Origin of the sequence: Candidatus Poriferisocius sp., from assembly GCF_965208355.1 — a bacterium.
Classification (GTDB): domain Bacteria; phylum Actinomycetota; class Acidimicrobiia; order Acidimicrobiales; family Bin134; genus Poriferisocius.
Genome location: NZ_CBDBOM010000002.1, coordinates 154,816 through 168,793, shown reverse-complemented (window position 1 = coordinate 168,793; position 13,978 = coordinate 154,816). Strand labels below are relative to the sequence as shown.

Sequence of the window (13,978 nt, the reverse complement as noted above, 5' to 3'; positions counted from 1 at the left end):
TTTGTTATGGGGGCCTCTCTGCCCCAAGAGAGCGTTATCGGATAGTCCTGGGCGTGCGCCTCAATGAAGTCCTTAATCAGAGAAACCCTGAGGATTGTTCCTTCCTCGGTGAAATCAGGGTCTACCCCTTGCTCGTGTCGGTCTCACACCCACGCTGCAAGGTCCCGGTACTCGACTGTGATCTCATCCACGAGGGTTTCGGGCTTCACCCATATACCAGTGCCCGAAGCGATTGCACCTATCCGCCACCTCTCCGCTCCCTCGCGAAGGCCGGGGAGGATGATCCTGGCCTGAAACGCGTAGCAATCCAGAAGGCTGAATGACTTTTGGTCTGTGTTGACACCCCAGATGGTCGCCGGACCCGGTGGCCCCTGTGCATCGTCACCCCATCGGTAGTGCAGCGGTTGGTCGCTGATACCTCCGATTGTCTCCAACGACCACCTGTCGGCCCCGCTGTCGTCTAGGGTTCCTGCGACCGTGTGCTCTGGAGGCGCGTAATTCCCCTCAGGCAAGTCCTCCCGGTCATCTATCCACCACTCGCCGTTCACAGGCGGCCTCCTCGCTGCTCGGCTAGTTGAGGCTACTTGCCTCTGTGTTGCGGGCCTGGGTGGTTTCCACGGGCCTGCGGGCGGGCGGGGCGGGTGGTCTATCGGCTGTTCGTGATGATGGTGGTGATCCAGCCGGGGACGTGGTGGCTGGTATGTGGTTGTGTGAGGACAGCGATGACGGTCGAGTTGTTTCCTGGCTGCCGGGCTGGTGGCCAGGGGGTGTGGCCGTCGGTGATGACGATGATGACGGCGGGCTGGGGCCGGGCGGCTGAGGTTGTTTCGATGGCGGAGGCCATGTCGGTGCCGCCGCCTCCGGCGAGTTCGATCCGCCGTGCGTTGAGGACTCGCTGTGCGGTGTGGGCCTCGGTGTCGAAGCTGTGGACGGTGATGGGGTGCTGCCCGCCGACTTGTCGCAGGACGGCCTCGGTTTCGGCGACGGCCTGTTGGAGTTCTCTCTCAGACATGGACGCGGAGGTGTCGATGACAACCGTGATGTCGGCGGTGGGCTGGTGGGTGCCGGGGGCGATGACAGGTCCGTTTTGGGGTCGGCGGGGCGGGCGGGTGTAGGTCCAGTCGCCGGTCCCGGGCTGGCGCTGGATGCCGCGTCGCAGTTCGTGGGCGAGGATGCGCCGCCAGTCTGCGGTCGGCCCCCCGGCTTTTTCAGCCCATCGGGCGAGTCCTCCAGGGGTGGACCCCCAGCCGTACTTGTGCCGGTGGTCGAGGATGGCCTGGGCGGTGGTGCGGCGCAGGTGTTGTCGTCTCGCTGCGCTAAGGCCCGGCTGGGGGTGCGTCCGGTCGGGGCCGCGGGTGGCCGAGTCGCAGCAGACGACCGGCAGTTCGATGGTCTCGGCGCTCTTGAGGAGGAGCCGGTAGTAGCTTTCGGCGAGTTTCGCGGGCAGCAACTCGTAGTCCTCGGGATAGACGATTCCGGGGCGGCAGGACAGGCCGTCGGCTCGCAGGTCGTCGTTGATCTCGCAGTCTGCGGCCAGATTCCAGATGTAGTGGTGTTCGGGCGGGACTCCGGCTCTGCGGCTCCGGCCGTAGTGGCCGCGCAGGGCGTGGTTCAGTTCGTGGATAAGGCATCCGGCGACCTCTCCTACGCTGAGGTCGGCGGCTGTGGACGGGTTGATTTGTATGCGCCACACCCCGTCGATCGCGAAGCCCTCCACCTGGTCGGTGAAGCTGAGAGGGCAGGAGAACAGCGCTGAGGTGTAGTAGGGGCGGTGCCGGGCGATCCACAGTCTCGCGGCGATCACCTTCTTGCCACCCTCGGTCTCAGACTCGCAATCGGTCTCGGTGCCGCCTTGTCCGGGTTGGGGTTCGGGGTGCGGTGCGGGGGGTTGGGAGGTCATGCTGCGATGTCGCCGTCGGCGACGGGTGAGGCCACGATGTCGGCGAACACGTCGTGTCCAGCGGGCAGGGCGATTCCGGCGGGTTTGATGTCGACGAGGCGCATCGCTGATGCGGCGGCGATGTCGGGCGCTCCCTGGCGGGCGGCGGCGATGCACACCTTGAACGCTTTTTTCCACAGTCGTGCGCCGGGCTGGGCGGAGGCGCGTGCGACTATCGCGCTGAGCGCGGCGTGCTGCTGGTCGGAGCGCTCCAGGGAGGCAAAAAGGGCCGGGTCCGAGAGGAGCTGGTCTATGCAGGGAAGATCGAGGTTGCGCTCGAAGGACAGGTACTCGGCTGCCGCGCCGGTGCCCAAGAGCGACGCGGCGACCAGCAGCTCGGTCTCCTCGTCGGCTGCCGCTTCTTGCGCGATGGCAAGGCAGCGGGCCGTGCGGTCCCAGGTGCGCGGCGAGGGGAACCCCCCGGCGGGGATCCCCTGGCGAGGAGGGGCGGACAGCAAATCGGGCCTGGCTGTGAGGAACGCGGCCTGGACGGCTTTGTGCTCGGCGACTGCTTTGGGGTCCGGCTCCGAGTCGGCGGGTAGGTCGAGCGGGCCGGTGTCGGGCCAGGCCGACAGGTAGCCGCGCTTCCACTCGTCCAATGGGACGGGCCAGCGCAAGTGGGCGAAGCGGCTGGCGAGGGGGGCGGAAAGGTCCCACGCGCCGATGTTGTGCTCGAGCGGGTTCGCCGCGGCGACGAACCGCACGTCCTCGCCCATCTCGAGCGCTGCGACGCGGCCCTCCAAGATCACTCGCATTAGGGCGTTCTGCACGCTGGGCGGAGCGGTGTTCACCTCGTCGAAGAACACCAACTGCGGCTCCCTGCTGGCGGCGATTTCCTTCGCCCACATGGGCGGCTCGAACACCACCCCGTCTGGGGTGCGGACGGGCAGACCTGCGAAATCGGTCGGCTCGTGCAGCGACACGACCACCGTCGTCGTCCGCCAACCGGCCCTCGCCGCAAACCGCTCGATTGTCTCGGTCTTGCCGGTGCCCGGATCGCCCCACAACAACACCGGCACCCTCGCCGCCAACAGCACCTGCATCGCGGCCAGCACCGTGTGTTGCGACCCGGCGACCAGCTCGCCTGAGGGCTGCTTGTCGGGCTGCTGCTCCTCTTGGACGTCACTCATGCTCATTTCCCTTCTGGTTGCGGCTGTCGTTCGTGTCCTGCCCTCGGCCGTGTCGGCGGCAGCGCTGCCAGCCGTGTCATGCCGCGGCCTTCTCGGCTGGTGTGCGGGCAGGGTTTCGGGCGCGGCGCTCGGCGAGGGTGTAGGCGGCCGCCGAGAACACGACTGCGCAGTCGTCTCGGGCGAGCTGTTCGAGGAGCCGGTCGGGCACCGACGGGTTCTCCACCACCGAGTGGCGGATGTACTTGTCGCGGTGGGCTGCGAGGCGCTCCAGCACGGCCTCGTCGATGCTGGGGTTGCGGGCCGCAGCGTCTCTGACCTGGCCGTCGGAGTCGCCGACCAGCGCTTCGAGCACATCTGGAGGGGTCGAGGTGTTCGCGGCTGCGCCCCATCGCAGCCAGTCATCATCTGCGCGGGCGAATTGCCTGATGGTGTCCTCGGGCACCTCGGGGCGCTGGCACACCGCCCTTCGCACCCCGAGGACAGGGTCTTCGGCCAGACAGGCGACCGCTTCGGGCGAGGCGGACGGGTTGCCGCCCAAGGCCTCCCGCACACCAGGGTCGGCGTCCTCAGCCAGGACGGCCAGCACATCAGGCGGAGCGTCGGGCCTGCGGGCGACAGCGGCCCGCACCCTGGGGTGGGGGTCTTGGGCCAGTTGTCGCACCAGGCGCTCGCACAGCTCGGGGTTGGCCGCCGCGGCGGCTCGCACCTCCAGGCTGCGGTCAGCGGCCAGCTCTTCCAGGACTTCCTCGGGGAGGCTGCGGCGCTCCGCGACGGCGGAGCGCACCTTTCGGTGTTTGTCGGCGGCGAGGCGTGCGATGAGCCGGCCGGGGGCGGACGGGTTCCATGCGATGGGGCGGCGCACCTCCCATCGCCGGTTCCGGGCGAGGCGCTCCAGTGTCCGCCGCCCGGCGCTGGGGTGGTAGGCGACCCAGCTCAACACGCTGCTGTCGTCGCAGCGCGAAAGCCGCCCCAAGGCGTCGCGGGGCGTGTTCGGGTTCACCGCCAGAAGCCACAGCAGCCTCAGGTCTTCTGCCTCCAAGACTCCCCGGTGAGGGCTTGTGGACAGCCAGCGCAGCACCGAAGCATCCGCCGACGCGTTCTGCGCTACCCGCCACGCGGTCCTGTTCTGTCGGGCCGATTGGCACAAGAACTTCAGCGCGCCCGCCGGTGTGCGCGGATGCGAGCACACCAGATCGATAACCTCCAACGACGGCGTGCTCGCCAGCTCGTTGAGCCTGGCAGGCGGAGTGTTGGGGTCGCTGGCCTCCGCTGCGAGGGGCACTCTGTAGTCGCTGTGGTGTGCCAGTTTCTCCCAGAACTCGCCGTCGAGGCCCTCCAGCCACCCGCACCCGTTCCACCAGGCCCTTCTTGGCAAGAGCCCCGAGTTGATCTCCCAACCCAGCCAGCCCGACCCCACCCGCGCATCGGCCGACAGGTTCTCCTCCAGACGCGACGACAGAACCCAGCACAGCCACTCCGCAGCCTTGTGGTGGCCCCTCGACGAGCAAGCCACCGTCACCGCGGCTGCCAGATGCGGGGGCACCCTCGCCTCGAACACGTCGGTGCTCGACGCCACACTCTTCAGACACCGGCCCAACTCGGCGATGTCGCCCGGACCCGCCACACCGGCCTCCAGCGCCGCCCCCATGCCCCGCAGGCGGCTTATCGGCTCCGGCGGGCCGCCCAGGCCCTCCAGCACCGACAGCTCCCCCCCGTTGGCCAGGCACCACCGGCCGTCGGCCCGGCGGGCGAACACGGCCCGCACCCCATCGCACACCACCACACGACGGCTCCTCCCGCCGGACGCGACGGGCACTGCCCGATCGTCACCGGAGGAACCGCCGCGATCTGCGATCGAACACGGCTGTGAGGCTGCTGGCATGGGAGACATCACAGGCGGTTACGGGAGCCGCAGCAGACGACCAGCGCCCGACACCGCCACGGAGAACCGGCGACGACCCGTGCCAGCCTTGGGCACCAAAGACCGGGAAAGATCGCCGAGGCGCTGGGAAAACTGCGCCCGCGAGCCCCGCCGCCCAAATTGGCGATGCCCAGCACCCAGCAGGCTGCGCCCGACCCCGAGGGGCAAACGGCACATCATTCGCCCTGAGAGATCGGCCGCCGCGCCTCCTTTTGCTCCCCGCCCGTCGGGGGGTCGGCGTCGCCTTTGGTGCGCCGGCCCTCCTCTTGCATCTGGGGGATCAGCTCGGCGCACACGGCGTCGAGGTGCTCTGTCCACAGGGCGTGCTGGCGGTCGTACTGGTCCCACGCGTCCACAAGGTCGCTGCTGCCGCCTGCATCAACCAGTTTCTGCGCGTCCTTACGGCTGACCCTCGGCAGCCGGGGTCTAGCGGCCTTGAGGGGGCACGAGCCGCACATCTGGTCCATGGCCCGCTCGATGGCCCGCCTGTACATCTCCCCTTCGGCCTCGGGCACCGCCGGCACCCGCCCGCCCGTCTTCACCGTCGGCGTCTGCGGGTCGATCCAGTCCCCCTGCGAGCCGGGCGATTTCCCGCCGCGAGGATCCATGCCGCCGGTCACTATCCGCCCCGGATCGTCGTGGTCGCACACGCACACCACGGCCTGTTTGCCCTCCAGCACCAGACCAGGGCGCACCTGCGACACAGGAATCCGCCGCTTGGGCCGCTTGGCGAACCAGGCGCGGACATTGCCGGCGATGTTCAACAGCCGGCCCGGAGCGCACCCCCACCCCCCAGGGGAAGCCGCTGCGGCTGCCGCTATCTCCCTGGCCTCTTTCCGCAAGGCCTCCTCTTCTGTGCCAGCCCCGGCGATCACCTCGTAGCCGTCGGCTTTGCCGTGGGCGACCACCGCCGGGTTCGCGCTGTCGTACGGCGCGCTGTCGCGCTTCTCGGGCGTGAACCTGGTCTGTCCGACATACACGCACCCGCAGCCCCAACTGCGGCGGTACACGACATAGGGGGCACGCTGCTTTTGCCTGCTGCTCATTTCATTTTCTCCTCGTTAGGGGTTCTCGTTCCTCCCGCTCGCCGGAAAACACCAGCTCAGCGGGCCTGTCACCAAACCTACAAGAGCGCTGTACCTGGACCTCCCGGACCCGCACCCGACCCAGCCGACACCCCCCGGAACACCGCAAACGGCCCGAACCCGCCGATTCCACATGCACCTGGCAACCAAAGAGCACGAGTTTCCACAGCAAAAACCACGTGATCGCCAGACCGGCAGGCGGCCCGCGCGACTAGCGTCGAGACAGCCGCATTCGGAAAAACAGGCAGCAGCCGAGACGGTGAAACCACGACCTGTTGGTCCGCCCGTCGTCGGCAAAGGGTGGGGGCTCCTAACCGGGCGATCAAGACCCTTGCGGTTTGGCTCCTGTAAGGGTTTGTCGACGCGGATTTGTCGCTGCGGGTTTGTAGGTTGTGGCGATGCGATTGCACCCCGTCGAATTCACCGCCGACAAGGAGAGCCCGTTCGCAGGCGACAGGCTGAACCGTGGCCCCCACGTCGAAGCGTTGTGCAGAGTGTTGTGCGGTGTCGACGGGCACGCAGTGGTCTCGCTGGACGCTCCTTGGGGCGCTGGCAAGACGGCTTTCGTGAAGATGTGCGCGGCGCACCTGCGATCCGAGGGTGTCCGGGTCGTCGAGTTCAACGCTTGGCAGAGGGGCCACACGGGCAATCCCCTGTTGGACCTAGTGGCCGCTGTCTCCGATCAGATTGGCGAGTCAAAGACAGCGCAATTGCGGAAGACAGGGGCAAACGTGGCCTGGCACCTGGCGAACGTTGGCAGCCGCGGACTTGTTGACAGGGACGCTTTCCGGGGCGACGAGCCGGAGATCTTGGCCGACTGGAATCAGGCTGAAGAGGAGTCGGCGAAGTTCGCCGAGCGGCTCGAAGCGGTCGCCTCAGCAGACGAAGGGCCGCTGGTGGTTCTCATCGACGAATTGGATCGCTGCCGGCCGCCTTATGCATTGAGCCTGTTGGAGACTGTGAGGCACCTGTTTGCCGCAGACGGCGTGATGGTCGTGCTGGCCGTCAACCGGGCCGAGTTGCGCCATTCGGTGAAGTCAGTTTACGGCCCTAAGTTCGATGCGGACTGGTACTTGCGCCGCTTCGCGGACCTGCACATAAGTCTTCCCCCACCTGACGAGCAGAGCCTTTCGGCGTTCTTGGACGGGCTGTTGGAGTCCTCTGGGCTGTCGGCCAGGTTCACCACATCGAGTAACAGCTACAGCCCCCTGATGCTGAAACTGCTCGCGGAGTCGCCAGGTCGCAGCCTGCGCGACCTTGAACAGGCTGTCCACCTCGCCGTAGTAGCCCTCGCGTCCCTCGCGCCATCGGATCAGAGCTACTTGAGCAGGAGCCTGGTGTGGGAGCACGCCGCCGTGGCGCTGATCGTGTTCAGGGCTCTCGACGAAGCCGCCTACCAGAACCTCGCCCACAACGGCGGGGATGGATTCGCCGCCGTAGCCGCATTCGACAAAGCCCTCGGCCTTGAACCTGATCCCCAGGACGGAATCAGAGCCTCAGACAGGATTCGGGAACAGATCGAGGCCTTCCTCATCTCAGGCAGCAGCGACGACCCCTTCTTCAGCGATAGCGAAAAAGAAGAGTTCTTGGAGCGGTACACGTCGGCCATCGGATGCCTGCCCAGCAGGGCTGAGCGCGTGTTCAATGCCTGCAAACAAAACAGCGAAATCACAGGCGGGGCGAGGCCGCAGATCAAGCTGATAGCCGATCTCATAGACCTCGTTCGCTATACACCCATCCAGTCGGACGAAGACACCGACTAGCAGGCCTGCTGCGTCCACCCGATTGCGGGTCTGCCGCGACCAGGAGGCCGCTATGGCGCTCCCATTCGGCGTTCGAGCCCTTGAATCGGAGCACCGTGAACTTCCCGTCGTCTATGGCGATGGCCCACACTTCGCCCAAGCCGGCTCAGCGCTCCAGGGGACCGCGGCAACAGGAGAAACCGGGCGCTCGGGCGGCCCGTACCGCAGTGGCAGGCCACTCGGCGGACCAGCACCGCGGCGTTCTTGAGGATCGGATGCCCAGCGGCTTAATTCACATGATGCAGCCAACGAAGGATCTATCGTCTGCGCAGCCAAGAACCTGTCATTTCTTGCCCGCCTCCTCTTACCGGCTCGCACCTCGGCTCCGAGGGCTTGCAAAAATCAGCTAAGGACAACATCCATGCAGGAGGGGCCGGGACAGCGCACCGTGGCGCACCGTGGCGCACCGCAGCCTGAGAGCGGAAAACCGAATCGCATATCGCAGCCAGCTGAACTCTCCATGCGGTGTGCTCCCCCGGCTAGCGGGAAGCGCAAAGCGGGATGACAGATGACGCGGGCGAGGGGCAGGACGGGCGGGGCCGGGGCGGCCAGAACATAGGCGGGGGAATCAGAACATCAAGAGCACAGCCGCGGCGGTGGGCAGTAAAGCGGGCGGCGATAGGCGATTCGGAACGGGCCGGTGCAATGGCTCGCGATGCGCCGCCTGCGAGAGTACCGCTCTCGCTTCGTCCGTTCCGCGGCAATCAGCAGAACGGGCGGTGGTGTTGGCGTAATGGGGAAGGTCTGGCATCTGACCGGGAGTCGAAATAGTCGGCAACGGCCATCCTTGTTGCGGTGCCCGAGTGGCGGGCCAGCTATTCCGAGGCTTGGGTGGAACCGCTGGTGGTAGCGCCAGCACTCGTCCCGTGTGAAGTTGAATTCACCTGCGGCCGAGTTGTTCGGTGGCAGCCCTTCTCACGTCAGGGTGGTTGTCTCTGGTGAGAGTGTCCAAGATGTCGTCGGGTGTATTGGGCGAGAATGCGGCTGCTTGGCGTGCCTCTGCGTCGGCGGATTCCGCTAGCCCTTGGATGGCATCGGGTGGGGTGAGAGGGTGTATGGCGAGCAGGAACGCTATTTCGGATCTTGCCCCATCGCTGAAGAACTCTTCGCTGATCCGGTTGAGGGCCTCTGAGGTCAGGTACCCGTACATGGCGAAGAGCACCTCTGGGAAATCGCGGACTCCGAGGCCAATGACCACATCGGCCGGTGTGTTGGGGTTACGGACTGCTCTGGACCGCACGCCGCTGTCGGGGTCGTCGGCGAGTCGGGCGAGGGTCTCAGGCGGGGTGCTGGGGTTTCGGGCCACTCTGGACCGCACGCCGCTGTCGGGGTCGTCGGCGAGTCGGGCGAGGGTCTCAGGCGGGGTGCTGGGGTTGTCTGCGACCCTTGCCCGCACAATGACTCCAAGTTCCCTGTTCTCATCGGGATCGTCAGCGAGCAGGGCGAGCACGTCTGGCGGGGTGCTGGGATTGCCCGCGGCTTCTCTGCGCACCATTACATGGGAATCGTTGGCGAGCTGGGCGAGCACGCTGGCAGTGGTTTGGGGATCGAACGCGAAGGACAACCGCGTTTCCCAATGCAAATCGCTGGCAACTCCTGCCAATGCATAGGGTGGCGTGTTCGGATTAAAGAAGGCACTGCTCCGCACGTCGATGTCGGGGTCTTCGATGAGCTGAGCGAGTGTGTCGGGCGGCGTGTTTTGGTGGGTAGCAACCGCTCTCCGCACGTCGCTGTCGGGGTCTTCGGCGAGCAGGACGAGTGCCTCGGCCGGAGCGCTGTCATTCCAAGCGACATACCAGCGCACAGAGAGTTCATAATCCTCATCCGGCACATCGGGATCGCTGGAGAGCCTTGCGAGCGTGTCGGGCGGAGTGTTTTCGTTGGCGGCAACCGCTCTACGCACGTCGGCTTCAGTGTCCCCGGCCAGCTGTGCGAGCGTTCCGGGCGGAGCGCTTTCGTTTCTTGCGACGGCTCTACGCACCTCGGTTTCGGGGTCGTCGGCGAGCAAGGCGAGCGTGCCAGGCGGCGCGCTGGAATTACCCGCAACAATTCCCCGCGTCCATTCGTCGGGGTCCCCGGCGAGCTGGGCGAGTAAATCAGGCGGCGCGCTGGAATTGCCCGCCACCCCTGACCGCTCGCTGAACGGGTCAAACCAGGCGCCCTCGTCGTCGACGGGCTTGTTTGCGAGTTGTGTGAGTGTGTCGGTTGGCGTGTTGGGATTTTGTGCGACATCGTGGCGCGTAAATGAGTCGGGGTCTTCGGCGAGCTGTGCGAGGGTTTCTGACGGCATGCTGGCATTGGAAAGTGCGTGACCCCTCGCTATTTCGTCGGGGTCTTCAGATAGCAGAACGAGCGTCTCTGGCGGAGTGCTGGGGTTGCCAGCGACAAGTCTCCGCACATTGGAACTCCAGTCTTCTTCGGCGATATCGGGGTCTTCGGCCAGCTGTGCGAGGACTTCAGGCGGGGTGCTCTCGTTGCCAGCTACCGCTCTCCGCACCTCGGTTTCGGAGTCCTCAGCGAGCAGGGCGAGCGCGCCAGGCGGGGTGTTTTCGTTGCTTGCGACGGTTCTACGCACCTCTGACTCGGGATCTTTGGCGAGCTGGGCGAGTGCTTCTGACGGTGTGCTGTCGTTCCAGGCGACCAATCCCCGCACCTCTGACTCGGGGTCGTCGGCGAGCAGAGCGAGCGTGCCAGGCGGCGTGCTGGGCTTGCGGGCGAGTCCCCTTCGCACATGGGTGTCTAGGTGGGCGAATGCGTAGGGCGGATCGCCTTGATCCTGCGCAAATAGCTCTTGTATGTGCTCAGGCAAAAGCCCGATGTCTTCAGCAAGCGCATCGAGGTCGATTTGGATTGTGTCTGAGAACAGAACGGGGCCCCGTTTTGTGCCTGGTTCTTGGGACTGGCCGACGCCGCTGGCAAACAAGGGGCTGCTGTCGTCGAACGAAGCGCCCGTCGCTGCGGGACCCAAGGACGATCCACCGCCATCCGGTGCAGAACCCCCGCCGCAGGAAGCGGCCAAAAAGACAACTAGGGCGAGGCCGAGCACCCTGGCCGCCATACTTGATCCGAAGACGACCCCAGAGAAACGGGGACGGAGAGCGAACTGAGCGCCGGATTGAAGGCACTCGTCGCCATCGGGGTCTTCGCAGGTAGGGAGTCTCGCGCTGAGTTCCGCATTCCTCGGCATCAAAGGTGGCCCCCTTCGGTTGGTCGGGTGTCGATTGCCGTCGATGCCGCAACCGTCCCGAAGGGAGCCAGGGGGTGACCCCCGGCTCTCCGGTCACGGCAACATATCGACGGCACCCGGCAAACTACCCACAACACCCCAAGCACGCAACCGGGCCGACAGCCAACCGGCACGACAGCTTGACCGACCCCACCAGCCCCGGAATCGCTCTTTGGCGACGTGCCTATCGCATCTTCGCGGCGAACTACATCGCCGGAGCTAGGCCAGTTGCGCGGCCATTACTACCCCGTCCTGGCAGTCGTGCTGATGCCCCCGTTTCGCCGTTCCGACGGCTGGGGCGGTGCAGGGAAGCAGAGGGCACCTTGCGAGGCAGGGTAGAAGGGGGCTATACCGGGCGAAGGTGATTGGCGCGTGGGAATGCGACCACTGGCTGCCACCAGGTGCCTCAGGTGCCAGCTGATGCCGCAAGACCCGACGACCGCCACATCACAACTACAGCCCGAAGCCAAGCCAACTGACAGCGCGAAAGGCAGCGACCCCCGAAGTTCCGTCCAGACCAGGGTGATTCTGCTAGAAGTACCGCTCTTGGGGAGGGGTGCCCAGGTATTCGTCCTCAATGGACAAGAAGCGGTCCAGCGCTCTGAAACCCAGCCCTCGTTCCCATGCCATCTCTAATTCCCAGAGCCGGGCAAGAAAGCGCAGCGTTCTTTGCAGGGTCTCGGTTTGCTTCCCGGCAAGGTGGGGATACCAGCGTTGAATCCACTGTCTCTTGTCGGTTTGTTTCAGCTCCGGCCAAGACGGGTTTTCGTCGTGGATCGACTGCTCAAGCTGCTGCCATCTTCTGATGGGGTGATCTGTTCGGGAGCGGCCGTCCAAGAACACGTCAAGGCTGTGATAGCGCCCTCCAGTGCCGAACTCCTGAAGAATGTTCAACATCTCCCTGAGGTGCCTGTCTGAGTAACAGAACTCCAGATCCTCGCTGAGTCTCGGGCTACTGGCCACCTCCGCGTCAGCGCCCGCTTTCTTGAGAATGTCGTCTAGCAGCGACACGAGACGATGACCGTATCTCTTCCTGAAATACGTGGACGACGGGTCCATGCCTTCGCCGTTGAGGATCAGCGTCATGGTCAGCTTGAGAAAGCGCTCAAGCCCCAGCGAAGTGAGGAACAGGCCAAGAATCCTACGGTCTTCGCCGCTATACCACCCTGCTTCTTTGCCCTTCCACTGGGCGATGCACCAAATGCCCTCGTCCAAGAGCATGACGGCTGTCTTGGTCTCCTCCACAAATGACACTGACCGCTCGAATTCCTGGCCTTCATCCACGCCCGATGAGCGTAACGGCAAAGGGCCTCCACTCACTCTTGTCATTTCAGCTGCGGGTGCCGACCGGATGCATTCGGTCCCGGAAGGCAGAGCCGCAGGCGAGGACGGGATACGTGGCCCGAAGCGAAGGTATCGAAACACGGCTAAACGAGGGCGATGAGCGCGCCAAGCCCAAGAGATCAAAGTGCCCAAAGCGGGCCGGGCGATCGCCGCGTCGCCGGCGGCCGTCGGACCTTTCACAGCACGCAGTGCTCCCCGCCTCAGGCGCGAAGCGAAGCACACCGCACGGTGCTCCCCGCCGACGCCCGTATCGCCACAGAGCCCATTGCCACACCGCCGACGCGGTGCCCGCAACACCGCCGAGCCGGGCCGCTCCCCGCAATCAGCGATCACCCCCCTCAGCGGACATCGCCAGATGAACAGCGCGACCAGCCGGGCGGCGAAAGGCTGGGCGGGGGCGCAGGGGGCAGGAAGCAGAAAGGGATAAGTGCGTCGAGGCGGGCAGCCAGATGACTCGATCCCGACGCGCCTATCGCCTCTTTCCCTTTTGCCCCTCTGCGGTCCCTTCGCGCTCGCCGCCGTCCCGCTGGTTGCCTTTCCCGCCGCTCCTGCCTCAAAGCGGAGGTTTAGCGCGCGCAGCGAGGCGCGCCGGCGCATGAGGCGGGGGGAGCATCGTCTGGGCGATGGGCTGAACGGCCGGCGTCGATAAGAGCGTAGGCGGGAAGCGCGATGCGCTGTCGGGGTCCGCCGCGCCCCATGAGGTTCTGCGGACGTGGCGGTCCACCATCTTCCCGCTCGGTCTTGCACTCCTGCCACATCACCTGGCACGACAAGGGATTGACGGCAAGTTGGTTCGGCCAGCCTGTACATCGTCGGCGCGAGCGGCTGCCAGGGCAGTGATGCCTCAGCCAGTTGCTGATGGCAAACTCGTCGTTGCCCGCCGATGGCAGCAGCGGTCCAGTAGCGGGAAGGCGAACGGCCTGCACCGTGCCCTTCCCGCTCGGCGCTCCCGGCAGGATTCGTACACTCTACAAAGTCCCTGATAGCAGGGATTTAGGAGCACGAAGAGTGCTCGTATCCCCCAATCCATCCCCCATCTGTGCTGCGATAGGCGAGGCGGCGGTCGCTGGGCAATGGGATTTTGCAGCAGCGGACGGATATTGCAGGCCGACGGAAATCGACCCACGCCGCCCGACCTCTGATAGTTGGTGCCATGGGGTTCCGACCGGCCTGGAATGGGTTTGCGACCGGTTGCGACCGGTGCGGCACTGCATAGTGGCGGGCATGGATACCGATGTTCGTGATCGCCGAGACGCTTTGTTGACCCGCCGCCAAGTGGAGGCGCTCTGTTGTTTGTCCACCAGTTCGATCTACCGGTTCATGCGCGATGGGCTGTTCCCCGAGCCGATCCGCGTCGGCCGGCGCGCCGTGCGCTGGCACGCGTCGGAGATCGAGGCGTGGCTCGCCTCACGGCCCCGCGCCACCGGCGACCGCCCTGCCGCTTAGGCGGCGCGCAACAGACAGCGGGCGCGGGGCCCATCCGTCGGGCTTCTGACCGCAGCCGCCCGGTTCTTTGGGCGCCAGATGTGTC

Annotated in this window: 9 protein-coding genes; 2 read left to right on the top strand and 7 right to left on the bottom strand. The window is 65.8% G+C overall.

Translation table 11 applies throughout. The features are described 5' to 3' along the window. Positions 1-143: 143 nt before the first annotated feature. From ACOGXH_RS00865 to ACOGXH_RS00845, 5 genes are all read right to left on the bottom strand, one after another. Positions 144-548 (bottom strand): hypothetical protein, encoded by a 405-nt coding sequence (locus tag ACOGXH_RS00865; protein WP_419927225.1) that lies wholly within the window; start codon positions 546-548, stop codon positions 144-146. 98 nt (positions 549-646) lie between these two features. Further along, a complete protein-coding gene (locus ACOGXH_RS00860) occupies positions 647-1,900 on the bottom strand; it encodes a DUF2201 family putative metallopeptidase (RefSeq protein ID WP_419927224.1) in 1,254 nt (417 codons plus the stop codon). Beyond that, positions 1,897-3,069, bottom strand: coding sequence for an AAA family ATPase (locus ACOGXH_RS00855; protein WP_419927223.1), 1,173 nt, complete (start codon positions 3,067-3,069; stop codon positions 1,897-1,899). Before ACOGXH_RS00855 ends, ACOGXH_RS00860 begins: the two co-directional genes overlap by 4 nt. Positions 3,070-3,145: 76 nt before the next feature. Then, complete coding sequence (locus ACOGXH_RS00850; protein WP_419927222.1) at positions 3,146-4,885, bottom strand: hypothetical protein; 1,740 nt, start codon at positions 4,883-4,885, stop codon at positions 3,146-3,148. A 281-nt stretch (positions 4,886-5,166) separates the two neighbouring features. Further along, positions 5,167-6,036: a hypothetical protein gene (locus ACOGXH_RS00845; RefSeq protein WP_419927221.1), complete on the bottom strand. Its 870-nt coding sequence runs from the start codon at positions 6,034-6,036 to the stop codon at positions 5,167-5,169. A 443-nt stretch (positions 6,037-6,479) separates the two neighbouring features. On the opposite strand from ACOGXH_RS00845, the gene ACOGXH_RS00840 reads away from it, so the two are divergent. Next, on the top strand, positions 6,480-7,838 hold the full coding sequence (locus ACOGXH_RS00840; RefSeq protein WP_419927220.1) for a KAP family P-loop NTPase fold protein: 1,359 nt from the start codon (positions 6,480-6,482) through the stop codon (positions 7,836-7,838). 919 nt (positions 7,839-8,757) lie between these two features. Here ACOGXH_RS00840 and ACOGXH_RS00835 read toward each other — a convergent pair. Together ACOGXH_RS00835 and ACOGXH_RS00830 are read right to left on the bottom strand one after the other, a co-directional pair. After that, positions 8,758-10,935, bottom strand: coding sequence for a hypothetical protein (locus ACOGXH_RS00835; RefSeq protein WP_419927219.1), 2,178 nt, complete (start codon positions 10,933-10,935; stop codon positions 8,758-8,760). A gap of 699 nt (positions 10,936-11,634) precedes the next feature. Next, positions 11,635-12,387 (bottom strand): hypothetical protein, encoded by a 753-nt coding sequence (locus tag ACOGXH_RS00830; protein ID WP_419927218.1) that lies wholly within the window; start codon positions 12,385-12,387, stop codon positions 11,635-11,637. A 1,284-nt stretch (positions 12,388-13,671) separates the two neighbouring features. On the opposite strand from ACOGXH_RS00830, the gene ACOGXH_RS00825 reads away from it, so the two are divergent. Beyond that, positions 13,672-13,893, top strand: coding sequence for a helix-turn-helix transcriptional regulator (locus ACOGXH_RS00825; protein ID WP_419927217.1), 222 nt, complete (start codon positions 13,672-13,674; stop codon positions 13,891-13,893). The last annotated feature ends 85 nt before the right edge of the window (positions 13,894-13,978 follow it).